Genomic DNA, 26,977 nt, shown 5'->3' with positions numbered 1-26,977 from the left:
CAGGCCCAATAGGACGTTGGATCTGCAGCAAGCCGCGCGTGCCGATCCGATTGATAGGTCCTGATCTTAAGTTTACAATCAATCTCCAGTTTTATGTCGAGGAGGGGCACCATGTGGCGCAAGACGGCGATGGTGGTCGCGTTGGCGGCGACCTGTGCAGGCTGCATGACGGCCGAAGACCGTCGTGCCGCAGACGAGGCGAAATGCCGGTCCTACGGCTTCGTCAGGAAGAACGATGCCTTCGCCGAATGTCTGCAGCGCATCGATCTCGCGCGCCGCGCGGACCTGAGAAGTGCGTCGGCTTTCGATCCCTGGGACCGGCCGGTGATTTATCGTCCGATCATCATTCGGCCACGGCCAAAGTAGGCGTTCAAGCGGCTATCCAGGCCCAGCCGATTTCCGGCTCTGGTCTGGCCGGGTTCCCGAATTCCACTCGTCAAAGCGGCTGCTTGCGTCTACGACGCTGCTCACCGAGCTTTCATGCGGGAGGAAGCGACATCGGCATGGCACAGCCAACAGCCCAGAATTCGACGATCAGGAACGTGCTTTTGGCGGGCATTCTGCTGATGCTGGCCGGCGATTTCCTGTTTGCGTTGAACGATGCGATGGGCAAATGGCTGGTCGCCAGCTTTTCCGTCGGCCAGGTCGTGCTGATCCGTTCCATCGGCGCCTTTTTCGTGCTCGGCCCGATGATCGCTCGTCAAGGTACGGCCAGGCTGTTCCGCATGGAACGCCTGGAACTGCAGGTCTTGCGCGTCGTCATGACGACGCTCGACACGGCGCTGTTCTACGCCGCCGTCGTCTATCTGCCGCTTGCCGACGTCATGAGCTTCTACATGGCGGGGCCGATCTACGTGGCGGCGCTGTCCCATTTGTTGCTCGGTGAAAAGGTCGGCTGGCGCCGCTGGATGGCGATCCTGGTCGGCTTCTGCGGCGTGCTGATCATGCTCAAACCGTCCTCGGCCGCGTTTTCGCTGTCGTCGGCCTTCGCGCTGGCCGGAAGCATTTCATTCGCCTTCGCCATCATCCTCAACCGGCGGTTGCGCGGCACCAGCGACACCTCGCTCGTTACCTGGCAAACCATCGGCACGCTGCTGGTCGGCGGGTTTCTCACCATCGGCAACTGGCAGACGCCGTCCTCGCTCGATTTCGGCGCCATGCTGCTTCTCGGCATCGTCTCCTGCGGCGCGCATCTGATGATCACCAGGGCGCTGAAGCTGGCGCCGGCGTCGACGCTGGCGCCGCTGCATTACAGCCTGCTGCTGTGGGCCGTCATCTTCGGGCTGGCGTTCTTCGGCGACATGCCCGGCCCGCGCATCCTGATCGGCTCGGGCATCATCGTGCTGGCCGGCCTGTTCATCTTCCATCGCCAGAAAGTGGTCGACACGGTGCCGCCGGAGAACGTACCGAAAGGCGTCAACTAATGTTCAGATTTTTGGTACTAACCCGCGCGAACTGCCGCCAGATGCCTTGAGAAGTCGGCTGTCTCCATCAGCGCCTTGCAGCGCGCGAAGCGGCCGTCGGCATAAGCGCGGAAATCGTCGACCGGATTGCTGTTAGCGAGCTGGATCAGCCCCCACAGCGTCCACAGGAGATCGCACATCGCCTTATAGACGACAACGCGGCCGCGCTCCGCCGGCGTTGGCTCGCCGCCGAAATAGGTGCGCATCATCTCTTCCTCCTGCGCGGTATCAAACTGCCCTTCGACACTGAGGTCGCCGAGATCCCAGAGCGGATCGTTCATGCCGGAATATTCCCAGTCGACGATCCACATCCTGTCGCCGGTATCGAGAAAGTTTTCGCACAACGGATCGCAGTGGCAGGCGACAAGAGGCTGGGGATGCGCGGCAAGCGCCGACCGAACGGTTTCCGCCTCGCGTACGACGTTGTGGTAACCGGCGGGCAGGGCGACTTCCTTGGTCGACAGCAGCTGCAGATAGTCGTCGATCATGGCAAAAAGCTCGAAGCGGAAGGGAAACACAGCGCCGGATGTATGCAATCTGCGGAAGGCTTTGCCGGCCCGCGCCGGACTGCCCGGCCGGGCTTTGAATTTTTCCGGCGACATCGTCTCGGCGCCGGCGACGAAACGAGTCGCCATCACGCCTGTCTCGCCGTCGACATGCAGCACCTCGGGGCTGACGCCGGCCTTGGCGGCTTCCCGTGCCGCCACCGCCTCGTTGGCGCGGTTGATATATTCCTCTGTCCCCTTGCCGGGAATCCGCAGGCAGACATCTCCAGCCCTGAAGACGCGGTTGGTGAGGCCGCCGAGCCGCTCCAGCGGTCCCTCGTAGCCGGCCAGCGCCGGAATGGCTGCAAGCGCCGCGCGTGCTTCCTCGTCCACCATCGCTTCCGCCCTCTTTCGCGTCTTTATTTGTGGCGACGACGGTTCCACAAATTTCGCCGTTTGGCTATCATTGCCGGCATGCGATTCACTCCAGCGCCGTGCGTTCCTGTTGGACGCGCAAAGGACGTTGCAGCACTTTGATTTTGCCGACGGGACTGCGATGGCGGACAGGAAAAATGAGGGCGCGCTCGCCGCGGCCTATGCGGCGAAGCGGCCTGAGGAAGTTGCGGCGCTTTACGACCGATGGTCCGACACCTACGACGCCGACATGTCGGCGGCCGGTTATCGCCATCCGACTATCTGCCTCGCCTTGCTAGCCCGCCATCTGCCGCGCGGCGCGGCACCGCTCCTCGATGCCGGGGCCGGCACCGGGCTCATCGGCGAATGGCTGAAAATCGCGGGCTATCCGCAGGTCGAGGCGCTCGACATCTCGGCGGGCATGCTGGCCCAGGCGGCGCGCAAGGGCGTCTATTCGGCGCTTCACTGCCTGGCGCTCGGCGGACCGCTGCCCTTCGCGGATGACGCCTATGCCGGCATCATATCGGCCGGCGTCTTCACCTCGGGCCATGTCGGCGCAGAGGGGCTGGACGAACTGATCCGCATCTGCCGGCCGGGCGGGATAATCGTGCTGACGGTCAAGAACACACTGTGGGACGCCGGTTTTGCCGCGCGGATCGCGGACCTCGAGGCGAAGGGCGTCGTCACACGTGCCGAGGAAACGTCGCCCTATGTCTCCATGCCGGGCGAGGCCGACACCGTGCCGAGCCGCGGCCTCGTTCTGCGCGTGAACTGATCATCCCGCTCTAGCAGACTTCTTCTACAGCCTGCTAGGCTCTGATCTTTTCTCCGGCCGGGTCGTAAAGCGGCTCGAGATGGATTTTTGCCGGCGTCCGCTCCATCGCCACCACCAGCTCGTAATCGCCGCAGGCGAGGAAATCGTCGCTGACGCCGTCGGCGTTGCGCACATAGCCGTAGCCGATGTTCTTGCCGACCGTGTAGCCATAGCCGCCGGTGGTCAGGTAGCCGACCGGCTCGCTGTTGCGCAAGATCGTCTCGCGCCCGAGCAGCACGATGTCGCGATCGTCGACGGTGAACCCGGCGAAGCGTTTTTTCAGCGCCGCGCCACTGATCTCTTCCAGCGCCCGCCGCCCGAGGAAATCGGTATTCTTGCGGAGCTTCACCGCCCAGCCGAGGCCGGCCTCCTGCGGCGTGTCGTTGGGCGTGATGTCGGAGCCCCAGGCGCGGTAGCCTTTTTCCAACCGCAGCGATTCCAGCGCCCGGTAGCCGACCGGGCGGATGTTGTGTTTCTCGCCCGCGGTCATCAGCGCGTCGAAGATTTCGCCCGTTGCCGCGATCGGCACATGCAGCTCCCAGCCGAGTTCGCCGACATAGGTGACGCGCAGCGCTCGAACTGTGTGGCCGGCGATAGAGATTTCCCGCACATGTCCGAACGGGAACGCGGTGTTCGACACGTCCGCATTGGTTACCGCGGCGAGCACGTCGCGGGCGCGCGGCCCCATCAGCGAAAGCGTGCCGAAATCCTCGGTGACATCGGTGAGCGTCACGTCGAGTTCGTTGCCGACATGGTCGCCGATCCACGAGAAATCATGCGTCCTAAAGCCGGTGCCGGTAACGACGTAGAATCGTTCTTCGCCGAGCCGAGCCACGGTCAGGTCGGCCTCGATACCCCCGCGCGTATTGAGAAGCTGGGTGTAGGTCAGCCGGCCGACCGGCTTGGCGATGTCGTTGGCGCAGATCCAGTCGAGCGCCTTCAGCGCATCCGCACCGGTCATTTCGTATTTGGCGAAGGACGACTGGTCGAAGATGCCGACGTTCTCGCGCACATGCCGGTGCTCGTCGCCGACCGGCAAAAACCAGTTCTGCCGGCCCATCGAATAGATGTCCTTCGGCTCGACGCCTTCGGGCGCGAACCAGTTCGGCCGCTCCCAACCGAGTTTGGAGCCGAACACGGCGCGATGCTTTTGCAGCCGTTCGTAGAGCGGCGACACGATCCGTGGCCGACCCGTGACATACTCCTCATGCGGGAAGCCGATCGTGTAGTGCTTGCCATAGGCTTCCAGCGTGCGGTCGCGGACCCATTGCCGGTCGCGGTGCAGGTCGGAAAAGCGCCTGACATCGACCACCCACAAGTCGAGTGGCGCCTCGCCATCGACCACCCATTGCGCCAGCACCCAGCCGGCGCCGCCGCCCGCCGCGATGCCGAAGGCGTTGAAGCCGGCGCCGACGAACATGTTGGCGCATTCGGGCGCAACGCCAAGAATGAAATTGCCGTCCGGCGTGAAGCTCTCCGGCCCGTTGATCATCTGCTTGACGCCCACGGTTTCGAGCGCCGGAACCCGCGTGATCGCCTGGTTCATATGCTGCTCGAAATGATCGTAATCGTCGTCGAACAGCCGGAACTCCCAGTCATCAGGGACATCGCCGCCGGGAAGGTCGGTCGTCCAGGCTTGCGGGTTCGGCTCATAGCCGCCCATCACCAGCCCGCCGACCTCCTCCTTGAAATAGATGCGGCGGTCGGGGTCGCGGATCGTCGGCGCATCGGTCGCCAACCCGTCTATTCTTTCGGTGACGATGTACTGGTGCTTCACCGGCTGCAGCGGCACGTTGATGCCGGCAAGGGCGCCGACCTGCCGCGCCCATTGCCCGGCACAGTTCACCACCTTGTCGCAGGCGATATCGCCCCTGTTGGTCTTCACCGCGGTGATGCGGCCATCCTTCATGTCGAAGCCGGTGACGCGGACATCCTCGAACAGTCTGGCGCCATGCATGCGCGCGCCTTTGGCCAGCGACTGCGTGATGTCGGAAGGGCTTGCCTGGCCGTCGGTCGGCAGCCAGCTGGCGCCGACGAGATCGCCGGTTTCCAGCAGCGGCCACATTGCCTTGACCTCGGCCGGTGACAGCAACTGCATATCCATGCCGAAGCTTTTCGCCGTCGTCGCCAGCCTCTTGTACTCGATCCAGCGGTCGGCATTGGTGGCGAGCCTGAGGCACCCGGTCATCTTCCAGCCGGTGGCCAGCCCGGTTTCGGCTTCCAGCCCCTTGTAGAGATCGACCGAATATTTGAGCACGCGGGTGATAGAGGCCGACGAGCGCAACTGCCCGACCAGCCCCGCCGCATGCCAGGTGGAGCCCGAAGTCAGCTTGCCCTGTTCCAAAAGTACGACATCGGCCTTGTGGTCACGCGCCAGATGATAGGCCGTCGAACAGCCGATGATGCCGCCGCCGATGACGACGATCTCGGCGTGGGCGGGCAATGTCATGATCTTTGTCCGTATTTCGTTCTGTAGTTTTCCAGCGCGGCATCGAGCCGCGTCAGGTTTTCGTCGGTATAGGCGACGTAGTCGATGCCGGGCGCGTCGAGATAAAGTTCGGAAACCATGCTCCACATCGCCTCGCGCAGCAGCGATGCGCATTGCATGGCCGCATGTGAGCGGCGGATCGCCTCATCCGGCTCCTTCATGAAATAGGCGGTCAGGAAGGCGAATGACTCCTCGTCGTTCATGCTGGCGTTCGAGGCGACGCCGGCAAGGTCGAACATCGCCGTGTTGAAGCCGGCATACTCAAAATCGATCAGCCACAGCCTATGGCCGTCGTCGAGGATATTAGCCGGCAAAAGGTCATTGTGACCGAAGACGATCGGCAGCAGTTTTTGCGCCCGTTCGAGTTCGTCCGCAAGCGTCAGCAGCCGCGGCAACTCGCTTCGCATGCGGCTGCCGGCTTCCTCCAGCGTGCGCGCATAGTCGCGGATGACATGGAACACCCAGAACATGAAGCCGGCGCCGGAGACATGATTGGGCATCTCCCGATGGAAGCCGCGCATCAGGGCGGCGACGCGGCCGATATTAGCGCGTACGTCTTCCGCGACATAGGTCTTGGCGCCGAGAAATTCCGTCACCAAAATGCCGGGCTCGGAATAATGGACCGCTGGCGCGAAGCCGGCGGCGTGCGCCGCGCGCGCGGTCATCACCTCGCGCTCGCGAAAGACGTGATGGAACGGAAAATCCTGGCCAAAGCGCACGACATGCCGCCCGGCGGCGTCCTCGACCAGATAGTTGGCGTTGCTCAAGCCGCCCGGCAGCGGCGCGATCTCGATGTTGCCGGTCCAGCAGGGCAGGGCGCGGATGCGGTCCTCGGCGGTCACAGGTCCATCCCTCGTTGGGCGGGGTTCAAGGCGCCACGGGCGACAAAAATCTGGCGGCCGGCAGGAGGGACAAATGCGAAGTTCTCGTCGGTGCGGGATCCCGGGATCGGTATCCCGCACCGCACCGACGAGCCCCTGTGCCGGGTTCTTCGACTCCGGCATCCGCCCCCGCGGATTCGAAAAAATCCTTTTCCCTTGCGCCAGACGACTTTCCAGCCGTTCGGGCAGGCGAATCTTGGTGCGGCTCTGCCGTCGTTCTCCCGTGGCAGTTCCGAGCCTGTCACCAAGCCAGTGTCACGCCATGTGATCTGGCTTGTCAACGAAAACTTGTGGCTTTTTGCCCGAAACCACAAGGATTTCTTGTAAGCTGTGGCCGATTTGCCTTAGAAGCGGTCAGCAGCGCAACAATCCGATTGGGGCCGAATCCCGATGATCCACTCGAAGCGGCATGGCGAAATCCTGCGTCTCCTGCAGGAAGAGGGCACTGTCACCATCGCCAGTCTGGCCGACCGGCTGGGCGTCTCCCTGGAGACCGTGCGCCGCGACGTCAAGCCGCTGACCAGTGACGGTTCGATCCTGAAGATGCATGGCGCCGTCGGCCTGCCGTCAATGGCCGGCGAGGCGCCGTTCGAGCGGCGCATGCGCGAGAATGCCGATGCCAAGCGCACCATCGCCCGCATGGTTGCCGCGACCATCCGCGACGGCGAATCGATCATGCTCGACACCGGCACCACCACCTCTTTCCTGGCCCGCGAACTGCTCGGCCACCGGCGGTTGACGGTGGTTACCAACTCCTCCGACATCGCCCGCACGCTGGCCACCGTCAACGGCAACAAGGTCTACATGGCCGGTGGCGAATTGCGCAGCGACTCGGGCGCCGCCTTTGGCGTCTCGGCGATCGAATTCGTCAGCCGCTTTTCCGTCAACCATGCGGTGATCTCCACCGGCGCGGTCGATGCCGTCACGGGCGTGATGGACTATGATCTGGAAGAGGCGGAATTCGCCCGCATGGTGCTGTCGCGCGGCCAGCGCTCGCTCGTCGTCACCGACCACACCAAGTTCGGTCGCCAGGGCCTGGTCCAGGTCTGCGGCCTCGACGGTTTTTCCGAACTCGTCACCGATCGGCCGCCGCCGCGCGCCATCGCCGCAGCCCTTGGGGAAGCGGGCGCGCGGCTCAGCATTGCCGGCAGCGAAAGCGCGACCTGACCTGGCCAGAGCAGTAAAGCGGTGAGCCTGAGATCGGCGGCTTTTCTTCCTTGCCGTCCCGGTGTTTAGTCCGGCGATGGCCTTCACCATTCGCCAATTGCAGTTCTTCATCGCCGTCGCCGAGCAAGGCACGGTGTCTGGCGCCGCCCAAAACCTGTCCATCTCGCAATCGTCGGTCACCGAAGCGATCAAGGAACTCGAAGGCGATCTCGGCGTCGAACTGTTCGAGCGCCATCCGCGCGGCCTCAACATCACCCACAAGGGCCACCAGTTCCTGCGCCACGCGACAAAGATCCTTGCCGACGTTTCCGATGCGCGCCGCGCCTTCTCCGGCGAGCAAACGGCGGCTGGCGGCCGGCTGCAACTCGGCGTCACATCGCTGGTCGCCGGCTATGTGCTGTCCGACCTCCTCGCCCGCTATCGCCGCGCCTATCCGGGCGTCGAGATCTCGGCCATCGAGGACAATGGCGATTACCTCGAACATCTGCTGATCGGCGGCAAGCTCGACATCGCCGTCATGGTCACCTCGAACCTGCGCGACCGCACCGCCCTGCAATCGGAAATTCTCGAAGTCTCGCCCTACCGGCTATGGCTACCGCTTGGCCATCCGCTGTCCGGCGCCGACATCATCGGCATTGGCGATATCGCCTCGGAGCCGCTGATCATGCTGACCGTCGACGAGATCGAAGAGAATACCGGAAAACTGCTGGCGGCGATCGCCGCCAAGCCGCATGTCGCCTTCCGCACCCGCTCGGTCGAAGCGGTGCGCAGCCTCGTCGCTACCGGCGCCGGCGTGGCGCTGCTGCCCGACCTCGTCTACCGGCCATGGTCGCTGGAAGGCGACCGCATCGAATCGCGCGATATTTCGGGCTCATTGCCGGTTGTCCAGGTCGGCACGGTCTGGCGGCGCGGCTCCGGCCTGCCGCAGGCCGCGCGCGACTTCATCGGGCTTGCCCAGTCGCAGCGCATGGTCCGCCAGCGGCCGGAGAAGATCGGTCGTTAGTCTATCGGAAAAACCGATATCGCCTTTCTGATAAATGAATTTGCGAAACCGGAAATTTCACAGCACTTTGACAATCAGGGACCAAGCCGCCGCGAGAGTGCGGCCCCTCAGATGGGAGATCGACGATGAACTCATTCCTGAAGTCGTGCACTGCATTAACGGTCGCGCTGGCCTTCTCCGGCCAGGCGATCGCCCAGGTTAAGGAACTCGGCAAGGGCGAAGGCCAGGTCAACATTGTCGCCTGGCCCGGTTACATCGAACGCGGCGAAACCGACAAGAACTACGATTGGGTCACGTCTTTCGAGAAGAACACAGGCTGCAAAGTCAACATCAAGACCGCCAACACCTCCGACGAGATGGTCGCGCTGATGAACGAGGGCGGCTTCGACCTCGTTACCGCCTCGGGCGACGCTTCGCTGCGCCTCGTCGCCGGCAAGCGGGTCCAGCCGATCAACACCGATCTCGTCCCGAGTTGGAACACGGTCGACGACCGGCTGAAGGATGCGCCGTGGTTCACGGTTGGCGGCGTCCACTACGGCGCTCCCTACCAGTGGGGGCCGAATGTGCTGATGTACAACACCGAGGTGTTCAAGGAAGCGCCGAAGAGCTGGAACGTGGTCTTCGAGGAGATGACCTTGCCTGACGGCAAGTCGAACAAAGGCCGCGTCCAGGCTTATGACGGGCCGATCCACATCGCCGATGCCGCCAACTATCTGATGCTTCACAAGCCGGAGCTCGGCATCAAGGATCCCTACGAACTGACCGAAGACCAGTACAAGGCCGCCCTCGATCTGCTGCGCGTCCAGCGCACGTTGGTCGGACGCTACTGGCATGACGCTGCCATCCAGGTCGATGACTTCCAGAACGAAGGCGTCGTTGCCTCCGGTTCATGGCCCTACCAGGTCAACACGCTGGTTGCTGCCAAGAAGCCGGTCGCTTCGACCATTCCCCAGGAAGGCGTCACCGGCTGGGCCGACACGACCATGCTGGCGGCCGACGCAGCCCACCCGAACTGCGCCTATATGTGGATGGAGCACTCGCTATCGCCGAAAGTGCAGGGCGATGTCTCCGCCTGGTTCGGTTCGCTTCCGGTGGTGCCTGCTGCCTGCAAGGGCAACGAACTGCTCGGCGACGAAGGCTGCAAGACCAACGGCTACGACAATTTCGAAAAGATAAAGTTCTGGAAGACGCCGGTGTCGAAGTGCGCCACCCAGGACCAGTGCGTGCCTTACTATCGCTGGGTGTCGGACTATATCGGAGTCATCGGCGGGCGGTGAGTTCCCTTACCCTCCCCCTTGTGGGGAGGGTCGACGCGCAGCGTCGGGGTGGGGGTTCGCTCGGCAGTTCCTGCCCCCACCCGCGGCTTCGCCGCGACCTCCCCACAAGGGGGAGGTAGGGTGCCGCGCAGTTCGCTGGTCCCGCCCGCTATCCGTGGCGGCGCCGGCGATGTCAACACATCAAACCGGTAACAGACTGACAGCCCATGACATCAGCCGTTTCGTTCGCCAGAGTCTCGCGCCATTTCGGCAGCGTGCGCGCCGTCGATATGGTCGATCTCGACATCGTGCCGGGCGAGTTCTTTGCCATGCTCGGGCCTTCAGGCTCCGGCAAGACGACCTGCCTGCGCCTGATCGCCGGCTTCGAGCAGCCGACATCGGGCTCGATCTCCATTTTCGGCGAACGCGCCGAAGGCGTTCCGCCCTATCGCCGTAACGTCAACACCGTCTTTCAGGACTACGCGCTGTTTCCGCATCTGAACGTGCTCGACAATGTCGCCTACGGGCTGATGGTCAAGGGCGTCGGCAAGCTCGAGCGGCAGAAGGCGGCCGAGGAGGCATTGTCGCTGGTGCGGCTTCCGGGCTACGGCGCCCGCCGTCCCGGCCAGCTTTCCGGCGGCCAGCGCCAGCGCGTCGCGCTCGCCCGCGCCCTGGTCAACCAGCCCAAGGTGCTTTTGCTCGACGAGCCGCTTGGCGCGCTCGACCTCAAGCTGCGCGAGAACATGCAGGAGGAGCTGAAGTCGCTGCAGAAGGCGCTCGGCATCACCTTCGTCTTCGTCACCCACGACCAGGGCGAGGCCCTTTCGATGGCCGATCGCGTCGCCGTCTTCAACGACGGCAAGATCATGCAGATCGGCACGCCGGAGGACATCTACCAGCGCCCGAAGACGCGCTTCGTCGCCGATTTCGTAGGCTCGTCCAATGTGTTGCCGCCGGACTTCGTTCAGCGTTATTCCGGCCAGCATCGCTGGGGCAGCCTGCGGCCTGAATCCATTCGCATCGGCCGGGCGGCCAAGGGCGACGGCGTTGCCGCTCGTCTCGTCTCGACCAATTATCTCGGCGCCACGACAAGACTGGCGCTCGATGCCGACGGGTTGAGATTGCATGCGATCGTGCCGGCCGGTGCGAAATTGCCCAGGGAAGGCGAGGTGGTCGTGCTCACCTTCAACCGCGAGCACCTGCATTTGATGGACGAGCCGGCATGATGGCGGTGAGGAAAGTCTTGGCTGACAGGCCAAGTGCGGCGCTTCACGGCGCCCCCCTCTGTCCTGCCGGACATCTCCCCCACTTGGGGGGAGATCGGCAGCTTCGCCAGTGGCGCCTCTTCTGCAACGTTCGTGATTGGCGAAAGCAGTCGCGACAGCCAATCTCCCCCCTCGTGGGGGAGATGTCCGGCAGGACAGAGGGGGGCGCGAAGGAACGCGGCCGGTCGAAGAAACCATGACTCTGGCCGCGACCCAGGCAAAACCTGCCCCAGCCCTCCTTCCCCGCGCCGGCGGCCTGCGCGGCGCGCTATCGGACCTGTTCTGGCGCAGGCCGAAGCTGCTGCTGCTGTTGATGCTGCTGCCGCCGGTGCTGTGGCTCGGCATCGTCTATATCGGCTCGCTGTTCGCGCTGCTCTTGCAGAGTTTTTTCTCGATCGACGAGTTCTCCGGCCTCATCAACCGCGAATTCACGCTGAAGACCTACGGCGACCTGTTGCAGGCCGCCAATCTCGACATCATCCTGCGCACGGTGACGATGGCGGCTCTGGTTACGCTCGCCTCGGCGATCATCGCCTTCCCTATCGCCTATTACGCGGCCCGCTATGCGCGCGGCCGCTGGAAGGCGCTGTTCTATCTCGGTGTCATGCTGCCGCTGTGGTCGAGCTATCTGGTCAAGATCTACGCCTGGAAGCTCATCCTCGCCAAGGAAGGCATCCTGACCTGGCTGCTCGCCAAGCTGCATCTTCTGTGGCTGCTCGATGGCTGGCTGTCGCTGCCGATCGTCGGCGGCAATTCTCTGTCGGTGTCATCAACCGGCACCTTCATCGTCTTCGTCTATGTCTGGCTGCCCTTCATGATCCTGCCGGTGCAGGCGGCGCTAGAGCGCGTGCCCGGCAATCTGGTCGAGGCCTCGTCCGATCTCGGCGCCTCGCCCGGCCAGACCTTCCGCAACGTGCTGTTCCCGCTGGCTCTGCCTGGCATCGTCGCCGGATCGATCTTCACCTTCTCGCTGACGCTGGGCGACTACATCATCCCCCAGATTATCGGCACCTCGCGGCTGTTCATCGGCCAGGCCGTCTACTCGCAGCAGGGCACCGCCGGCAACATCCCGCTCGCCGCCGCCTTCACCGTAGTGCCCATCGTCATCATGGGTTTCTACCTCTGGGGCGCCAAGCGCATGGGGGCTTTCGATGCGCTCTGATGGCTCACCATCCGCTCCTCTCGGCCTGAAGATCGCCGCTGCCTGCGGTTTGCTGTTCCTGCATCTGCCGATCTTCCTGATCTTTATCTATGCCTTCACGACCGAGGAAAAGAGCTTTGTCTGGCCGCCGCCGGGGCTGACGACGCAATGGTTCGCCGTCACCTGGAACCGCCCGGACGTGTGGCAAGCGCTATCGCTGTCGATCAGGGTCGCCGCCATCTCGACCCTCGTCGCCCTGGTCCTCGGCACGCTCTGCGCGGCCGCCGTTTCGCGAACACAGTTCTTTGGCCGCGAAACCATCTCGCTGCTGGTCATCCTGCCGATCGCGCTGCCCGGCATCATCACCGGCATCGCGCTGCGTTCGGCCTTTTCGCTGGCCGAGATTCCGTTCTCGTTCTGGACGATCGTGCTTGGCCACGCCACCTTCTGCGTCGTCGTTGTCTACAACAACGCCGTCGCCCGCTTCCGCCGCACTTCCGGCTCGATGATCGAGGCATCGATGGATCTCGGCGCCGACGGCTTCCAGACCTTTCGCCATGTCGTGCTGCCCAACATCGCCACCGCGCTGCTCGCCGGCGGCATGCTCGCTTTCGCGCTGTCGTTCGATGAGGTCATCGTCACCACCTTTACCGCCGGCCAGCAGCAGACGCTGCCGATCTGGATGCTGGAGGAACTGATCCGTCCGCGCCAGCGCCCAGTCACCAATGTCGTGGCCATGGTGGTCGTGCTGGTGACGCTGCTGCCTATTCTCCTTGCCTACTACCTGACCCGCGACGGCGACCAGATCGCCGGTTCGGGCAAATGACGTCAAGAATCCATAAGGGAGAGACTTCCATGGACATAAAGATGCTGATCGGGCCGAAATTCGAGAAGGGCACCGAAACCGAGGAGCCAATCCTCAATCCGAAGACCGGGGCGGCTATCCTCAACCTGCCTGAAGCCAGCCAGGCGCAGATCGAGGCGGCGGTGCTGGAGGCCGAAAAGGCCTTCGTCACCTGGTCGCGCACCACACCGGCGCAGCGCTCCGGCTATCTGCTAAAGATCGCCGATCGCATCGAGGCCGCGGCACAAGATTTCGCCGCCCTCGAGGCGCTCAATTGCGGCAAGCCGATCAATGCCGTGCTCAACGACGAAATCCCGGCGATCGTCGACTGCTACCGCTTCTTTGCCGGCGCCGTCCGCTCGATGCCCGGCCAGGTCGCCGGCGAATACATCCCCGGTCACACCTCGATGGTCCGCCGCGATGCCATCGGTGTCGTCGCCTCGATCGCGCCATGGAACTATCCGCTGATGATGATGGCCTGGAAGCTGGCGCCGGCGATTGCCGGCGGCAACACGGTCGTCTTCAAGCCGTCCGAGCAGACGCCGCTGACCGCATTGAAGCTGGCCAAGATCCTCGCCGACATCCTGCCGGAAGGCGTCGTCAACGTCGTGCTCGGCAGAGGCGACAGTGTCGGCAACACGCTGATCAACCACCCGAGAATCAACATGATCTCGATCACCGGCGACGTCGCTACCGGCAAGAAGGTGCTGCAGGCCGCCGCCAAATCGGTCAAGCGCACGCATCTGGAACTCGGCGGCAAGGCGCCGGTCATCGTCTTCGACGACGCCGATCTCGACGCGGTGGTCAATGGCCTGCGCGCGTTCGGCTACTACAATGCCGGCCAGGACTGCACCGCCGCCTGCCGCATCTATGCCGGCAAGAAGATCTACGACAAGCTCGTTGCCGACCTTTCCTCCGCCGTCTCGACCATCAAATACAATCGCCCCGACGACACCGAGAACGAGATCGGGCCGTTGATCTCACGCCGCCAGCGCGACCGCGTCTCGAGCTTCGTCGAGCGCGCCTCGGAGCTGAAGCACATCGAGATCACCACCGGAGGCAAGCCGGGCGCGGGCTCCGGCTTCTTCTACCAGCCGACCGTCGTCGCCGGGGCGCTGCAGGAAGACGAGATCGTGCGCCGCGAAGTGTTCGGGCCGGTTGTCTCCGTTACCCGCTTTTCCGAAATCGACGAGGCGGTGAACTGGGCCAATGACAGCGACTACGGCTTGGCGTCGTCGGTATGGACCAAAGACGTTTCGCGCGCCATGGCGACGGCAGCCCGGCTTCAGTATGGCTGCACCTGGATCAACACCCACTTCATGCTGACCAATGAGATGCCGCATGGCGGGCTGAAACAGTCCGGCTACGGCAAGGACATGTCGCTTTATGCACTGGAGGATTATACCGCCGTGCGGCATGTGATGGTGGCGCACGGGTAGCGCCTCTAACCTCTCCCCCTGTGGGAGAGGTCGGATTGCCCCGATTTGTCCTTTACAAATCGGTTGGCAATCCGGGTGAGGGGTAAGCAAGCGCCAAGCTGGAACACCCCTCATCCGTCTCGCCGCTGCGCGCCGATCCACCTTCTCCCACAAGGGGAGAAGGAAGATCGGATGTGGCCACTACTCGACGATGCGATAAATGTTCCACAGGCTCGTGCCCGACACGACATAGGGCTCCATCTCCTTGCCCCATTCGGCGTGCGCGTCGATCTTGCCGATCTTGGCGCAGAACTCTTCCAGTTGGGCTAGGCTTTGACTTGGTGATGTGACTCGACCGTCGCTTCCCGTGCGCCGATCGAGCCGGTCATGATCTGGAACTCCAGCTCGGCGATGCCAACCTGCGAGCCGATCTCGCGCTCCCATTTTTTTCAACAAGTCGAGCACTGTCTGCTTGTGCCCGAACTTGGCGTCGATCTGCCATCTGGCGCTGAACATGGCCGCCTCCTCACTCGTCCCATGCCTGCACGACGGTCTGCCGCGCAATCTGGCCGTCCTTCAGTTCCAGCATCGCCGCGCAGAACACTTTCGTGCCGTCCGGGTAGCTGCAGGCCTGCGTGAAGGCGAGATTGTTGCCGTCGGCGATGGTGGTGTCGACCTTGTGGGTCATCGCCCGGCTGCAGATGTCGTCCCAGAATGTGCTGATCGCCGCGCGTCCGCGAATTTCGCGCGGCTTGCTCGGCGGATTGTTGCGGTCGATCACCCGCACCAGCGCGTCAGCGGCATAGAAGCTCGCGAGCATTTTTCCGGTCACGGCCTTCGATCGCATTCTTGATCGCCGCGCCATTCACTGGCTGTGTCTTGGTCGGCATTTTGTCCTCCATGTGCCCGTCTTCACGATCGGGCGGTTGATGATCAGAAGCGCTGCCCGGCGGTCATCGACGGGGAGCGGTTGGAGCGCCGTGCGTCCGCTTGGACGCACAAAGGACGCTCCAAGACTTTGAGCACTGCCTCAATTCGACTTCGCCTTGACGGCGGCGAACACCTCATCAGCCTGCTGCTTGAAGGTTGCGAGGTCGATCTGGCTGCCGTTGAGCATCGTCGACCAGTGGCGTACGATCTCCGCCATCGCCAAGGCCTCCTTGATCTCCTCGTCGGTGGCGCCGTTGAGCTTGGCTGCCTGCGTGTGGAAATAAACGCAGTACTGACAGGGGATCTGCGCCGCGACAGCGAGGCCCATCAACTCCTTGGTCTTGCTGTCGAGCGCAGTGTTTGGGTTGAGCTGCACCGACTTGATCTCGGCCCAGGCGCCGGCGACCGCGACGTCCGGCAGTGTCTTGAACATGTCCGGCACCGTGCCGAGCGTCGCCTGGATGTCCTTGTAGGCAGCCGTCGCCGAAGCATCCTCGGCATTGGCCGGGGCAATGGTCAGCAATGCGCCAACGCCCGCCGCCATCACCAATGATTGGATCTTCCATTCAGCATTTCATCCTCCCTTCGCAGCGCCTTTCCGGGCGACGTCCGCCTAGCTTGCATGAGAAGAATTGATAGCGCTTATGCTGCTATGGACGCTTCGCCCGAAAGCGCCATGGCTCTCATGGCCCGTCCGGGCCAGTGTGCCTGGCCGAGAAAGCCGCCGCCGCGGCCCGCGACGGCAAGTCCAGCTTGAGCAGTATGTTGGCGACGTGGCGCTTGACCGTATGCTCGCTCAGCCTGAGCTCGGTGGCGATGGCGGCATTGCTCTTGCCGTCGGCGATCAGGCTCACCACCTCGCTTTCGCGCGCCGTCAGCGCAGCCGGCTCAGTCGCCTTGATCCTGGAGTGGCAGGCCGGCTCCAGATGCTGCTCGGACGTCGCCAGGACCGTTGCCAGCGGCTCGCCCAGCTCGTCGAGCGTGATGCGGCCGGCATCGGCGAAATGAAGTCCCGAACCGGTTGCCAGGTCGGCCACCAGCCGGGAAGCCAGAATGTCGCCGCGGGCGGCATGGGCGGCGAGCTGCATCGTCACGCGCGCCGTCAGCCCCGTTGGCGGCCCGCGGGATTCAATCTCGCCGACATGCACGCCCTGCGCGCTGGCTACGCAGATCCCCTGTGCCGCATCACGCAGCGCCGCCGCGCAGCGTATGGCGCGCGCCGGTCCGTCGAAGCGCGAGATCATCATCTCGCCATGCGTCCCTGCAGTGCGGCCGCCGTGGCGCCCGACCAGTAGCCGCCAAATCTCCAGGAAACGCTGGCTCCGCTCGCTCCACATGCGGTCACCGAGCCGTGCCGTATCGTAGATGCGCGTCACCAAAAGCGCAGCCAGCACACGCTCCACCTCGGCCACGACGTGCTTGCCGGTCAGGAATTCCTCGATCAGGTCCGCCACGCGGTCCACGTCGCCGGTCCAGATCGGGTGGTCGCGCCCTGGCACCTCGACCAGTCGCGCATTCGCGATCTTTCTGGCCAGGAAACGGCTGGCGTCGGGGTCGACCCGCGCATCGTTGCGGCGATGGATCAGCAGCGTTGGTGCGCCGATCGCCGCCAGCACGCCGCGCACATCGACTGCCGCATTCATGCGCGCCAGCGCCACTGCCGCCGTCGGGCTCGCCGACGGCCGCTCGAAGCGCCCCCACCATGTGGCAAAACGGGGATCGTCGACCCGGCCAGGTGCGAAATGCAGCAAGCTGGCGCCGGTGCCCCATGCCGTCTCGGTCATCTCGATGAAGGCGTCGAGGCGTTCCGGCGGCATCACCCATTTGTGGAAATGCGCATAGCCGCCATAGAGCACCAGCGCCCGCGTCCGCTCCGGATAGGTGGCAGCGAACAGCATCGCCATCGGCGCGCCTTCCGAAGCACCCAGCAATGCCGCTCGGCCGCTGCCGGCGGCATCCATCACCGCACGCACGTCGTCCATGCGGGTTTCAAGGCTAGGTAGGTGATGGGTATCGATACGGTCCGACAGGCCCGTGCCGCGCTTGTCGAACAGGATCAGCCGCGAGAAGGCTGAAAGCCGCTTCAGCAGCCGGCTGTAGCCTTCGTCTTCCCAGTGCAGGTCGAGATTGGAAATGAAGCCCGGCACGAAAACGAGATCGAACGATCCCTGGCCGACCACCTGATAGGCGATCCGCACGTCGCCATTTCGGGCGTATCGAGTTTCGATCGGCCTCACGAGACTTGTCCGCCCGGCCCGACGATTTCTGGTCGCTCAGCATAGCAGAGGCGCGACGCTTACGGCAGATCAAACGTTAGAAGATGGGAATGCAAGCGTATGGGCCATGAGAGGCACGTTTGCTGACTACTTCTGCGAAGCGGCGATCCCGGCATTCGACTCACCGGCCCCCGGGCCTTTGCCGCCTGGAACGACGCCCCCGGCATCGGCGCGGAAGCCCACTGCTTCCGGTGCAGCCGGCCGCTTGATCCTTGCCGAGGCGGCCACGACAAGCTCGTTGAAGCCTTCGCCACCGCCGTCCAGCATTTCGAACAACTGCCGCCGCATCCTCGGTTCCCAGAACTTGTTGATATGCTCGGCGACGCCGGCAATGCCTTCCTCGCGCGGCTTGGAGTGAAAAAAGGCGGCGATCTGATTGGCCATGCGGACCAGCTTCTCGCTGGTGCTCATGATGTGGCCTTCGTCATGCGACATGCTTGGCAACTCCGGAAACCACCCGTTCGGGGTGGGTGAAGATATCGAAATCATTGCCGCGCACCAAAGCCACCAGCGTCATGCCGGCGTCCTCGGCGGTGCGGATGGCAAGTGCCGTCGGCGCCGAAACGGCGATGATGAACGCAGCGCCGATCGCCGCCGTCTTCTGCACCATCTCGACCGAAACGCGCGATGTCACCACGACGGCACCCAAGGTGCCATCGATGCCGGCTTTGGCTAGCGCGCCGGCCAGCTTGTCGAGCGCGTTATGACGGCCGACATCCTCGCGCGCCATGACGATGCCCTTGCCGGAGATATAAAAACCGGCGGCGTGGACCGCGCCGGTCTCGGCATGCAGCGGCTGCACTTTCGACAAAAGCTTGACCGAACGGACGATGTCGTCCGCCGCAAGCGTAAGTTTTGACGAACTGACCGTCTCGACCGAGCGCATCGCCTCCTCGATCGACTCGATGCCGCACAGCCCGCAGCCGACCGGTCCGGCCAGCCGCCGGCGCCGCGCCTCGAAGCGCGTGTTAGCCTGGTCCTTTAGCCTGATCTGGATGTCGATGCCGGCGCCGTGATCCTCGACCTCGATCGCCTCGATTTCTTGCCGGTCGGCGATTATGCCTTCGGTCAGCGAGAAGCCGAGCGCGAAATCCTCGAAATCGGCTGGACTTGCCATCATCACCGCATGGGTGGTGCCGGCAAAGGAGAACGCCACCGGCGTCTCTTCCGGCACCATCCGGTTGGCGGCCGCAGTGCCGCCGGCGCGGTGTGCCAGCCGCGAGATCTGCGTCGTGGCTTTGCGGCGCGCGCTCAAGGATTACTCCGCTGCTTCCAAGGTCGCGATGCGACGGCTGTTGCGAGCCTGCTCGTCATAGTCGAGCTGCCATTCCGATGGCCCGTTGGACGCGCCGACCTGCACCGCCGTCACCTTGTATTCCGGACAGTTGGTCGCCCAGTCGGAGAAGTCGGTGGTGATGACGTTGGCCTGCGTGTCGGGGTGGTGGAACGTCGTATAGACCACGCCCGGCGACACCTTGTCGGTGATCAGCGCGCGCAGCGTCGTCTCGCCGGAGCGGCTGGTCAGGCGGACCCAGTCACCGTCGCGCAGGCCGCGGTTTTCGGCGTCATGCGGGTGGATCTCGAGCCGGTCCTCGCTGTGCCACATGACATTGTCGGTACGCCTGGTCTGCGCGCCGACATTGTACTGCGACAGGATGCGGCCGGTGGTCAGCAGCAGCGGGAAGCGCGGTCCCGTCCTCTCGTCGGTCGCCACATATTCGGTGCGGATGAACTTGCCCTTGCCGCGCACGAAGCCGCTGATATGCATGATCGGCGTGCCTTCCGGCGCCTGCTCGTTGCACGGCCACTGCACCGAGCCCATCTTGTCCAGATAGTCAAAGGAAACCTTGGCGAAGCTCGGAGTCGTCTTGGCAATCTCATCCATGATTTCCGACGGATGCTGGTAGTTCCAATCAAGCCCCATCGTCTGTGCGAGCTTCTGCGTCACTTCCCAGTCGGCCAGCCCGTTCTTCGGCGCCATCACCTTGCGCACGCGATTGATGCGGCGCTCGGCATTGGTGAAAGTGCCGTCCTTCTCGAGGAAAGTCGAGCCCGGCAGGAAGACATGCGCGTAGTTGGCGGTCTCGTTGAGGAAGAGGTCGTGGACGACAACACATTCCATCGCGGCGAGGCCCGCGGCGACATGCTTGGTGTCGGGGTCGGACTGCAGGATGTCCTCGCCTTGCACATAGAGGCCCTTGAATGAGCCGTCGACGGCGGCGTCCAGCATGTTGGGAATGCGCAGGCCGGGTTCGTCGTCGAGCTTGACGCCCCAAAGGCTCTCATAGATATCGCGCACCGCATCGCCGGAGACGTGACGATAGCCGGGCAGCTCGTGCGGGAACGAGCCCATGTCGCAGGAGCCCTGGACATTGTTCTGGCCGCGCAGCGGGTTCACGCCGACGCCCGGCCGGCCGATATTGCCGGTCGCCATGGCAAGGTTGGCGATGGCGATGACGGTGGTCGAACCCTGGCTGTGCTCGGTCACGCCGAGGCCGTAATAGATCGCGCCATTGCCGCCGGTGGCAAACAGCCGTGCGGCGCCGCGGATCTCTTCGGGATCGACATTAGCAAGCTGGCCGACCACTTCCGGGCTGTTTTCCGGGAGCGCCACGAACGACGCCCAGTCCTGGAACTCGTCCCAGTCGCAGCGCTCGCGGATGAAAGCTTCGTCGAACAGGCCTTCGGTGACAATCACATGGGCAAGCGCGGTGACCACGGCGACATTGGTGCCGGGCTTCAGCGGCAGATGATGCTGCGCCTCGATATGGGCCGAGCGCACGATGTCGGTGCGGCGCGGGTCGAGCACGATCAGCTTGGCGCCCTTGCGCAACCGCTTCTTCATGCGCGACGCAAATACCGGATGCGCGTCGGTCGGATTGGCACCGATGATCATCACCACGTCGGTTTTCTCGATCGAATCGAAATCCTGCGTGCCTGCCGAAGTGCCGAAGGTCTGGCCAAGGCCATAGCCGGTCGGCGAATGGCAGACCCGGGCGCAGGTATCGACATTGTTGTTGCGGAAACCCTGGCGGATCAGCTTTTGCACCAGATAGGTTTCCTCGTTCGTGCAGCGCGACGAGGTGATGCCGCCGATCGAGGTGCGGCCATACTGGTACTGGATGCGGCGGAACTCGTTGGCCGTGTGGGTCAGCGCTTCTTCCCACGACACTTCGCGCCATGGATCGGTGACCTTTTCGCGGATCATCGGATTGAGAATGCGCTCCTTGTGGGTCGAATAGCCGTAGGCAAAACGGCCCTTGACGCAGCTATGGCCGCGATTGGCCTTGCCGTCCTTGTAGGGCACCATGCGCACCAACTCGTCGCCGCGCATTTCGGCCTTGAACGAGCAGCCGACGCCGCAATAGGCGCAGGTGGTGACGACCGAATGCTCCGGCTGGCCGATCTTGATCACCGACTTCTCGGAGAGCGTCGCTGTCGGACAGGCCTGCACGCAGGCGCCGCAGGACACGCATTCGCTGTCGATGAAGAGCTGATGCATGCCTGGCGACACGCGGCTGTCAAAGCCGCGGCCCTCGATGGTTAGCGCGAAGGTGCCCTGCACCTCTTCACAGGCGCGCACGCAGCGCGAGCAGACGATGCACTTCGACGGATCATAGGTGAAGTACGGGTTGGACTCGTCCTTCGCCATCCATTTGAAGTTTTCTGCGCCGTCGTTCTTCTTGAAGACGTGGTTGTCGCCCTCATAGCCGTAGCGCACGTCGCGCAGGCCGACGACGCCGGCCTGCGTCTGCAATTCGCAGTCGCCATTGGCCGCACAGGTCAGGCAGTCGAGCGGATGATCGGAGATGTAGAGCTCCATCACGCCGCGGCGAATGTCCTTCAGCCTTCCGGTCTGGGTATGCACGACCATACCCGGCGCCACCGGCGTCGTGCACGAAGAAGGCGTGCCGTTGCGGCCGTCGATCTCGACCAGGCAGAGCCGGCAGGAGCCGAAGGCATCGACCATGTCGGTGGCGCAAAGCTTCGGGATGGCAATGCCGGCCTCCATCGAGGCGCGCATGATCGAGGTGCCTTCCGGCACGGTGACCGAAAAGCCGTCGACCGTCAGCGTCACCTGCTTCTCGGAGGTCGAGGCCGGTGTGCCGTAGTCGATTTCCTGAACGAGACCCATGGCGAGGCTCCTATTCTGCTGCTTCGGCGACCGGCGCCGGCTTGAAATCATCGCGGAAGTGGTTGATTGCGCTCATCACCGGATAGGGCGTGAAGCCACCCAGCGCACAGAGCGAACCGAACTTCATCGTGTTGCAGAGGTCTGTCACCAGCTCGATCTGCTTTTCCGGCTCGATCCCGCTGGCGATCTTGTCGATCGTCTCGACGCCGCGCGTCGAGCCGATGCGGCACGGCGTGCACTTGCCGCAGCTTTCGATGGCGCAGAACTCCATGGCGAAGCGCGCCTGCTTCAGCATGTCGGCGGTGTCGTCGAACACGGTGATGCCGGCATGGCCGATCAGCCCGTCCTTGGCGGCGAAAGCTTCGTAGTCGAACGGCGTGTCGAACAGACTGCGCGGAAAATAGGCGCCGAGCGGCCCGCCGACCTGCACCGCCTTGACCGGCCGTCCGGTCGCCGTGCCGCCGCCGATGTCGTCGACGATCTCGCCCAGCGTCATGCCGAACGCCGCCTCGAACAAGCCGCCATATCTGACATTGCCGGCGATCTGGATTGGGATGGTGCCGCGCGAGCGGCCCATGCCGAAATCCTTGTAGAAGGCAGCACCCTTGTCCATGATCACAGGCACCGAGGCCAGTGAGATGACATTGTTGATCACCGTCGGCTTGCCGAACAGGCCCTGGATGGCCGGCAGCGGCGGCTTGGCGCGAACGACGCCGCGCTTGCCTTCGAGGCTGTTGAGCAGCGAGGTTTCCTCGCCGCAGACATAGGCGCCGGCGCCGACGCGGATTTCCATGTCGAAGGCGTTGGGCGAGCCCAGCACGTTGACGCCGAGCAGGCCGGCTTTGCGGGCGACCTCGACCGCCTTTTGCATCATCGCCACCGCATGCGGATATTCCGAACGGATATAGACAAAGCCCTTGGTCGCGCCGGTCGCGATGCCGGCGATCGCCATGCCTTCGATCAGCACGAAGGGGTCGCCCTCCATGATCATGCGGTCGGCAAAGGTGGCGCTGTCGCCCTCGTCGGCATTGCAGACGATGTACTTTTTGTCGGCCGTCGTATCGAGCACCGTTTTCCATTTGATGCCGGTCGGAAAGCCGGCGCCGCCGCGGCCACGCAGGCCCGACTCGGTGACCTGCTTGACGATTTCGGTCGGTGCCATCGCCACGGCGTTCTGCAGGCCCTTCAGCCCGCCATGCGCCTTGTAATGATCGAGCGACAGCGGATTGATGACGCCGCAGCGCGCAAAGGTTAGCCGCGTCTGCCTGGCCAGGAACGGGATCTTGTCGGGCACGCCCAGCCAGCGCTTGTGATGGCCGCCGGTGAGAAAGCCACTGTCGAACAGGCTTTTGACGTCGGACGGCTTTACCGGCCCATAGGCGACACGGCCCTTGTCTGTTGTTGCCACTTCGACCATCGGCTCGAGGAAATAGGCGCCACGCGAACCGTTGCGCACGATCTTGGCGTCGATGCCACGATCGGCCAATTCCTTCTCAATCGCCTTGGCGACCTTTTCCGCACCGAGCGCCAGCGCGCCGGAATCGCCTGGAATATAGATGCGCGGGGTCATGAGCGCACCTGGGCAGCGATCTCGTCGAGCTTTTCGTCATCGAGCCGGCCGATCACCTCGCCGTCCAGCATTGCCGATGGCGCGCAGGCGCAAAGGCCGAGGCAATAGACCGGCTCCAGTGTCACCGATTCGTCGCGGGCGGTCTCGTGGAAGCCGATACCCAGCAATTGCTTGAGCTTGGCGGCAATGGCGTCCGAGCCCATCGACTGGCAAGCTTCCGCCTGGCAGAGCTTCAGCACATGCCGCCCGGCCGGGTGGCTGCGGTAGTCATGATAGAAGGTGACGACGCCGTGCACCTCCGCCTTGGAGATGTTCAACGCCTCGGCGATCACCGGCAGCGCGTCCTGCGGCACATGGCCGAACTCTTCCTGGATGCCGTGGAGGATCGGCAACAGCGGGCCTTCGAGGCCCTTCAGCTCCTGGATGATCGCCGCTGTGCGCGACGCGATCTCGGTACTTGCAGGCTGCATGATCATGCAGCGCCCTCCCTGGTCGTAGTAATCTTCCGCTAAGTGCTTAGGAAATCAGAGGAAACCCACCAAATCAATAAAGCTGATCCGTTGCTCGATAGAAATCTTCTATCGACACCGTCCAGCCTGCAATCTCTAGCTCAGTGGCGGGCGCGGAAATCGTCTGCCAGCGCCATCGCCTCGTCCAGCAGCGCCGAGACCAGCGGGGTGTGCGGCTCGCGCGGCGTCGCCACCAGCCCGACGGTGTGGCTGGCGTCCGGATCGACAATCGGAATGGCCCGGATCGGCTCGGAAAAGCCGAATGTTTCCGAGAGGTTGAGCGGCATGATCGACGACCATTTGCCGGTACGGATATGGGAGAACAGCACGATCATCGAATTGGATTCGAGTGTCGGCCGCACCTCTGTGCCGGCTTCGGCCAAATGCTGGTCGATGATGCGACGGTTCTGCATGTCCGGCGTCAGCAGGCAGAGCGGCAGCTGGCTGAGCTCCGCCCATGTCACTTTGTCGCGGTCGGAATACGGGTTTCCGACCGCGGTGATCAGCTGATAGCGCTCGTCATAGAGCGGCACGCTGATCACCCGCCCCAGCGGCTCGTTGTCGAGATAGGTGATGCCGGCGTCGATGTCGAAATTGCCGAGCAGCGACAGCACCTCGATCGAGGTGCGCGACAGCACCGAGAAGGTGACGCCGGGATGTTTTGCCCGAAAGGGTGTCGTCAGCCGCGCCACCATGGCCAGCGCCGTCGGGATGGCGGCGATGCGGATGCGCCCGGAAAGGCCGTGGCGCGCCGCCCGCATCTCCTCGCGCATGGTGCGGGTATCGCCGACGATGCGGCGCGCCCACACCAGTACCTGTTCTCCCTCCGGCGTCAGCCCCTGAAAGCGCGAGCCGCGCAGAACCAGCATCACGCCGAGCTGGCCCTCCAGCTGCTTGATCCCGGCCGAAAGCGTCGGCTGGGTGACGCCGCACACCTCCGCCGCCCGGCCGAAATGCTCTTCCCTGGCCAGCGTGATGAAGAATTCCAGCTTGTCGATCATGGGCGGAAGCTACCCGGCCAATTGAAGCTGCGCCAGATGCACGCTGTTGTTGCCTGGCGAAATCCGCGCGCGGCCAGGCGTCGCTATCGGCGATGCCTACCTGTCGACAAGGTTCAGAATGTTGCCGTCAGGATCCTTGAACCATGCGACCTTCATGCCGTAGCCGACATGGATGTCGCCTTCCAGCGTCAGGCCCGGCATTTCGTAGTGCTCGAAGACGACGCCCTTCGATTTCAGCGCCTTGACGACGGTGTCGATCTCGTCGCCGACCATCCAGGTCACCGCAGTTGCCTTGTTGGTTCCGGCGAACTTCGAGTGGTACACATTGATGCTGGTGTCGCCGCTTCTGTAGACGATCAATTCGCCACCCTCGTTGTGGACCTCAGTCAGGCCGAGCGTTCCCTCGTAGAAGGACCTGGCCTTGGCCAGATCTTTCACCGCGAGATTGGCCGTTGCATTGCTGTTTGCGAGCATGACGATCTCCTTTCCTTACCGGTGATCACGTCCGAGAGCTGTGCAATAAGATAGGGCCGCTTCGTCTTCTGGCGACCGCAGCTTGCCGATCGGCGTGTCTCCTTGAAGAACGTTTGCCCCCCGCAAAACCCTACAAGCCAACGCAGGTTTCTGGGCGCATGCCGCAGCACGTGTCGTTCCGCCGCTTGGTTCTGCCCGGGAACTGCATTATCTCATGCGCAAAAGCAGAGGAAAAAGAGGAAAAAGCTGATGCCCGCCGTCCAGGAAAACGTCACCAAGGAAATCGTCATTGAGCGCCTGAAGACGGTCAATGGACCGGATTTCACCGGCAACATCGTCGACCTCGGCATGGTTTCCGAGATTTTCATTGCCGATGGCAAGGTCTTCTTCTCGATTACCGTCCCTGCCGCCCGGGCTCAAGAGATGGAGCCATTGCGTGCCGCCGCCGAGCGGGTCGTCAAGGCGATCCCCGGTGTCGCCGGCGCCGTGGTTGCGCTGACGGCGGAAAGGAAAGGCGGCGGCATGGAGGCCCCGGTTCCGCAAAGGCCCGCCCCCAGGCCCGCGCCGCCGGCCGCACCCGCTGCTGCGCCACGTCCGGCCCCGCATGCGCCAGCCTCGCACAGCCAGGGCAAGCGCGGCGTGCCCGGCATCGAGGCGATCATCGCTGTCGCTTCGGGCAAGGGCGGCGTCGGCAAGTCGACCACCGCCGTCAACATCGCGCTAGGCCTCGCCGCCAACGGCTTGAGGGTAGGTGTGCTCGACGCCGACATCTACGGCCCGTCGATGCCGCGGCTGCTCAACATCCATGGCCGGCCGCAGACCGTCGATGGCAAAGTGCTGAAGCCGATGGAGAATTACGGCCTGAAGGTCATGTCGATCGGCTTCCTCGTCGATGAGGAGACGCCGATGATCTGGCGCGGGCCGATGGTGATGTCGGCATTGACGCAAATGCTGCGCGAGGTCGAGTGGGGGCCGCTCGATGTGCTCGTCGTCGATATGCCGCCTGGCACTGGCGACGCGCAGCTGACCATGGCCCAGCAGGTGCCGCTGGCCGGCGCCGTCATCGTCTCGACGCCGCAAGATCTGGCCCTGATCGATGCCCGAAAAGGCCTCAACATGTTCAGGAAGGTCGACGTGCCGGTGTTGGGCATCGTCGAGAATATGAGCTATTTCCTCGCCCCCGACACCGGCAAGCGCTACGACATCTTCGGCCATGGCGGCGCGCGCCGCGAGGCCGAGCGTCTCGGCGTCACCTTCCTCGGCGAAGTGCCGCTCGAAATGGGCATACGCGAAAGCTCCGATGCCGGCACGCCGGTGGTGGTCTCGAAGCCCGATAGCGCCGAGGCGAAGATCTACCGCGACATCGCCTCGAACGTCTGGGGCAGGGTCAATGAAGAACGCGGCGCGGCCGCAGCCGCCGTGCCGAGCATCGTGTTCGAGTGA

The 26,977-nt window shown here is 63.7% G+C and carries 25 protein-coding genes; 11 read left to right on the top strand and 14 right to left on the bottom strand.

What is annotated here, in order from left to right; all coding sequences use genetic code 11:
• Positions 1-111: 111 nt before the first annotated feature.
• On the top strand, positions 112-366 hold the full coding sequence (locus IHQ72_RS00620; protein WP_258120688.1) for a hypothetical protein: 255 nt from the start codon (positions 112-114) through the stop codon (positions 364-366).
• 137 nt (positions 367-503) lie between these two features.
• On the top strand, positions 504-1,424 hold the full coding sequence (locus IHQ72_RS00615) for a DMT family transporter (RefSeq protein WP_258120687.1): 921 nt from the start codon (positions 504-506) through the stop codon (positions 1,422-1,424).
• Between the two features lie 17 nt (positions 1,425-1,441).
• Here IHQ72_RS00615 and IHQ72_RS00610 read toward each other — a convergent pair whose 3' ends face one another.
• Positions 1,442-2,344, bottom strand: a complete 903-nt coding sequence (locus tag IHQ72_RS00610; protein ID WP_258120686.1) for a phosphotransferase family protein — start codon at positions 2,342-2,344, stop codon at positions 1,442-1,444.
• 160 nt (positions 2,345-2,504) lie between these two features.
• Here IHQ72_RS00610 and IHQ72_RS00605 point away from each other — a divergent pair, with 160 nt between their 5' ends.
• Entirely contained in the window at positions 2,505-3,137 is a 633-nt protein-coding gene (locus tag IHQ72_RS00605; RefSeq protein WP_258120685.1) for a class I SAM-dependent DNA methyltransferase, read from the top strand.
• A 34-nt stretch (positions 3,138-3,171) separates the two neighbouring features.
• On the opposite strand, the gene IHQ72_RS00600 is transcribed toward IHQ72_RS00605, so the two are convergent.
• Together IHQ72_RS00600 and IHQ72_RS00595 are read right to left on the bottom strand one after the other, a co-directional pair.
• Positions 3,172-5,625, bottom strand: coding sequence for a GcvT family protein (locus IHQ72_RS00600; protein ID WP_258120684.1), 2,454 nt, complete (start codon positions 5,623-5,625; stop codon positions 3,172-3,174).
• Positions 5,622-6,506 (bottom strand): phosphotransferase family protein, encoded by an 885-nt coding sequence (locus tag IHQ72_RS00595; RefSeq protein ID WP_258120683.1) that lies wholly within the window; start codon positions 6,504-6,506, stop codon positions 5,622-5,624. Before IHQ72_RS00595 ends, IHQ72_RS00600 begins: the two co-directional genes overlap by 4 nt.
• A 429-nt stretch (positions 6,507-6,935) precedes the next feature.
• Here IHQ72_RS00595 and IHQ72_RS00590 point away from each other — a divergent pair, with 429 nt between their 5' ends.
• The 7 genes from IHQ72_RS00590 to IHQ72_RS00560 all read left to right on the top strand — a co-directional run bounded on the left by IHQ72_RS00590 (position 6,936) and on the right by IHQ72_RS00560 (position 14,660).
• Positions 6,936-7,712: a DeoR/GlpR family DNA-binding transcription regulator gene (locus IHQ72_RS00590; protein WP_258120682.1), complete on the top strand. Its 777-nt coding sequence runs from the start codon at positions 6,936-6,938 to the stop codon at positions 7,710-7,712.
• A 76-nt stretch (positions 7,713-7,788) separates the two neighbouring features.
• Positions 7,789-8,715, top strand: coding sequence for a LysR family transcriptional regulator (locus IHQ72_RS00585; protein ID WP_258120681.1), 927 nt, complete (start codon positions 7,789-7,791; stop codon positions 8,713-8,715).
• A gap of 125 nt (positions 8,716-8,840) precedes the next feature.
• The gene (locus IHQ72_RS00580) at positions 8,841-9,992 is read left to right on the top strand and encodes an ABC transporter substrate-binding protein (protein WP_258120680.1); all 1,152 of its coding nucleotides are present in this window, start codon (positions 8,841-8,843) and stop codon (positions 9,990-9,992) included.
• Between the two features lie 206 nt (positions 9,993-10,198).
• A complete protein-coding gene (locus IHQ72_RS00575; protein WP_258120679.1) occupies positions 10,199-11,197 on the top strand; it encodes an ABC transporter ATP-binding protein in 999 nt (332 codons plus the stop codon).
• 235 nt (positions 11,198-11,432) lie between these two features.
• The gene (locus IHQ72_RS00570; RefSeq protein ID WP_258120678.1) at positions 11,433-12,398 is read left to right on the top strand and encodes an ABC transporter permease; all 966 of its coding nucleotides are present in this window, start codon (positions 11,433-11,435) and stop codon (positions 12,396-12,398) included.
• Positions 12,388-13,203, top strand: a complete 816-nt coding sequence (locus IHQ72_RS00565; protein ID WP_258120677.1) for an ABC transporter permease — start codon at positions 12,388-12,390, stop codon at positions 13,201-13,203. Before IHQ72_RS00570 ends, IHQ72_RS00565 begins: the two co-directional genes overlap by 11 nt.
• Before the next feature lie 29 nt (positions 13,204-13,232).
• Entirely contained in the window at positions 13,233-14,660 is a 1,428-nt protein-coding gene (locus tag IHQ72_RS00560; RefSeq protein WP_258120676.1) for a gamma-aminobutyraldehyde dehydrogenase, read from the top strand.
• Between the two features lie 180 nt (positions 14,661-14,840).
• Here IHQ72_RS00560 and IHQ72_RS00555 read toward each other — a convergent pair whose 3' ends face one another.
• From IHQ72_RS00555 to IHQ72_RS00505, 11 genes are all read right to left on the bottom strand, one after another.
• Positions 14,841-15,155: a hypothetical protein gene (locus tag IHQ72_RS00555; protein ID WP_258120675.1), complete on the bottom strand. Its 315-nt coding sequence runs from the start codon at positions 15,153-15,155 to the stop codon at positions 14,841-14,843.
• A gap of 10 nt (positions 15,156-15,165) precedes the next feature.
• Positions 15,166-15,486: a nuclear transport factor 2 family protein gene (locus tag IHQ72_RS00550; RefSeq protein ID WP_258120674.1), complete on the bottom strand. Its 321-nt coding sequence runs from the start codon at positions 15,484-15,486 to the stop codon at positions 15,166-15,168.
• Positions 15,487-15,669: 183 nt separating this feature from the next.
• Positions 15,670-16,113 (bottom strand): carboxymuconolactone decarboxylase family protein, encoded by a 444-nt coding sequence (locus IHQ72_RS00545; RefSeq protein WP_374120323.1) that lies wholly within the window; start codon positions 16,111-16,113, stop codon positions 15,670-15,672.
• Between the two features lie 139 nt (positions 16,114-16,252).
• Entirely contained in the window at positions 16,253-17,806 is a 1,554-nt protein-coding gene (locus tag IHQ72_RS00540) for an alpha/beta fold hydrolase (protein ID WP_258120672.1), read from the bottom strand.
• A 126-nt stretch (positions 17,807-17,932) separates the two neighbouring features.
• On the bottom strand, positions 17,933-18,280 hold the full coding sequence (locus tag IHQ72_RS00535) for a formate dehydrogenase subunit delta (RefSeq protein ID WP_095493685.1): 348 nt from the start codon (positions 18,278-18,280) through the stop codon (positions 17,933-17,935).
• Positions 18,270-19,100, bottom strand: a complete 831-nt coding sequence (gene fdhD, locus IHQ72_RS00530) for a formate dehydrogenase accessory sulfurtransferase FdhD (RefSeq protein WP_258120671.1) — start codon at positions 19,098-19,100, stop codon at positions 18,270-18,272. Before fdhD ends, IHQ72_RS00535 begins: the two co-directional genes overlap by 11 nt.
• A 3-nt stretch (positions 19,101-19,103) precedes the next feature.
• Positions 19,104-21,980 (bottom strand): formate dehydrogenase subunit alpha, encoded by a 2,877-nt coding sequence (fdhF, locus tag IHQ72_RS00525; RefSeq protein ID WP_258120670.1) that lies wholly within the window; start codon positions 21,978-21,980, stop codon positions 19,104-19,106.
• Between the two features lie 10 nt (positions 21,981-21,990).
• Entirely contained in the window at positions 21,991-23,550 is a 1,560-nt protein-coding gene (locus tag IHQ72_RS00520; protein ID WP_258120669.1) for a formate dehydrogenase beta subunit, read from the bottom strand.
• A complete protein-coding gene (locus IHQ72_RS00515) occupies positions 23,547-24,026 on the bottom strand; it encodes a formate dehydrogenase subunit gamma (protein ID WP_258120668.1) in 480 nt (159 codons plus the stop codon). Before IHQ72_RS00515 ends, IHQ72_RS00520 begins: the two co-directional genes overlap by 4 nt.
• A gap of 134 nt (positions 24,027-24,160) precedes the next feature.
• Positions 24,161-25,060: a LysR family transcriptional regulator gene (locus tag IHQ72_RS00510; protein ID WP_258120667.1), complete on the bottom strand. Its 900-nt coding sequence runs from the start codon at positions 25,058-25,060 to the stop codon at positions 24,161-24,163.
• 96 nt (positions 25,061-25,156) lie between these two features.
• Positions 25,157-25,534, bottom strand: coding sequence for a VOC family protein (locus tag IHQ72_RS00505; protein ID WP_258120666.1), 378 nt, complete (start codon positions 25,532-25,534; stop codon positions 25,157-25,159).
• Between the two features lie 249 nt (positions 25,535-25,783).
• On the opposite strand from IHQ72_RS00505, the gene IHQ72_RS00500 reads away from it, so the two are divergent.
• Complete coding sequence (locus IHQ72_RS00500) at positions 25,784-26,977, top strand: Mrp/NBP35 family ATP-binding protein (protein WP_258120665.1); 1,194 nt, start codon at positions 25,784-25,786, stop codon at positions 26,975-26,977.

Origin of the sequence: Mesorhizobium onobrychidis (assembly GCF_024707545.1) — a bacterium.
Taxonomy (GTDB): Bacteria; Pseudomonadota; Alphaproteobacteria; order Rhizobiales; family Rhizobiaceae; genus Mesorhizobium; species Mesorhizobium onobrychidis.
Note: the sequence above shows the minus strand (reverse complement) of the source record. Positions and strands in the feature narration are given on the sequence as shown.

What these genes read in the sequence shown, in the direction of transcription:
- IHQ72_RS00620 (WP_258120688.1), top strand. Translation starts at nt 112, where the DNA reads ATGTGGCGCAAGACGGCGATGGTGGTCGCGTTGGCGGCGACCTGTGCA.
- IHQ72_RS00615 (WP_258120687.1), top strand. Translation starts at nt 504, where the DNA reads ATGGCACAGCCAACAGCCCAGAATTCGACGATCAGGAACGTGCTTTTG.
- IHQ72_RS00610 (WP_258120686.1), bottom strand. Translation starts at nt 2,344, where the DNA reads ATGGTGGACGAGGAAGCACGCGCGGCGCTTGCAGCCATTCCGGCGCTG.
- IHQ72_RS00605 (WP_258120685.1), top strand. Translation starts at nt 2,505, where the DNA reads ATGGCGGACAGGAAAAATGAGGGCGCGCTCGCCGCGGCCTATGCGGCG.
- IHQ72_RS00600 (WP_258120684.1), bottom strand. Translation starts at nt 5,625, where the DNA reads ATGACATTGCCCGCCCACGCCGAGATCGTCGTCATCGGCGGCGGCATC.
- IHQ72_RS00590 (WP_258120682.1), top strand. Translation starts at nt 6,936, where the DNA reads ATGATCCACTCGAAGCGGCATGGCGAAATCCTGCGTCTCCTGCAGGAA.
- IHQ72_RS00585 (WP_258120681.1), top strand. Translation starts at nt 7,789, where the DNA reads ATGGCCTTCACCATTCGCCAATTGCAGTTCTTCATCGCCGTCGCCGAG.
- IHQ72_RS00580 (WP_258120680.1), top strand. Translation starts at nt 8,841, where the DNA reads ATGAACTCATTCCTGAAGTCGTGCACTGCATTAACGGTCGCGCTGGCC.
- IHQ72_RS00575 (WP_258120679.1), top strand. Translation starts at nt 10,199, where the DNA reads ATGACATCAGCCGTTTCGTTCGCCAGAGTCTCGCGCCATTTCGGCAGC.
- IHQ72_RS00570 (WP_258120678.1), top strand. Translation starts at nt 11,433, where the DNA reads ATGACTCTGGCCGCGACCCAGGCAAAACCTGCCCCAGCCCTCCTTCCC.
- IHQ72_RS00565 (WP_258120677.1), top strand. Translation starts at nt 12,388, where the DNA reads ATGCGCTCTGATGGCTCACCATCCGCTCCTCTCGGCCTGAAGATCGCC.
- IHQ72_RS00560 (WP_258120676.1), top strand. Translation starts at nt 13,233, where the DNA reads ATGGACATAAAGATGCTGATCGGGCCGAAATTCGAGAAGGGCACCGAA.
- IHQ72_RS00555 (WP_258120675.1), bottom strand. Translation starts at nt 15,155, where the DNA reads ATGTTCAGCGCCAGATGGCAGATCGACGCCAAGTTCGGGCACAAGCAG.
- IHQ72_RS00550 (WP_258120674.1), bottom strand. Translation starts at nt 15,486, where the DNA reads ATGCGATCGAAGGCCGTGACCGGAAAAATGCTCGCGAGCTTCTATGCC.
- IHQ72_RS00545 (WP_374120323.1), bottom strand. Translation starts at nt 16,113, where the DNA reads ATGGCGGCGGGCGTTGGCGCATTGCTGACCATTGCCCCGGCCAATGCC.
- IHQ72_RS00535 (WP_095493685.1), bottom strand. Translation starts at nt 18,280, where the DNA reads ATGTCGCATGACGAAGGCCACATCATGAGCACCAGCGAGAAGCTGGTC.
- fdhF (WP_258120670.1), bottom strand. Translation starts at nt 21,980, where the DNA reads ATGGGTCTCGTTCAGGAAATCGACTACGGCACACCGGCCTCGACCTCC.
- IHQ72_RS00520 (WP_258120669.1), bottom strand. Translation starts at nt 23,550, where the DNA reads ATGACCCCGCGCATCTATATTCCAGGCGATTCCGGCGCGCTGGCGCTC.
- IHQ72_RS00515 (WP_258120668.1), bottom strand. Translation starts at nt 24,026, where the DNA reads ATGATCATGCAGCCTGCAAGTACCGAGATCGCGTCGCGCACAGCGGCG.
- IHQ72_RS00510 (WP_258120667.1), bottom strand. Translation starts at nt 25,060, where the DNA reads ATGATCGACAAGCTGGAATTCTTCATCACGCTGGCCAGGGAAGAGCAT.
- IHQ72_RS00505 (WP_258120666.1), bottom strand. Translation starts at nt 25,534, where the DNA reads ATGCTCGCAAACAGCAATGCAACGGCCAATCTCGCGGTGAAAGATCTG.
- IHQ72_RS00500 (WP_258120665.1), top strand. Translation starts at nt 25,784, where the DNA reads ATGCCCGCCGTCCAGGAAAACGTCACCAAGGAAATCGTCATTGAGCGC.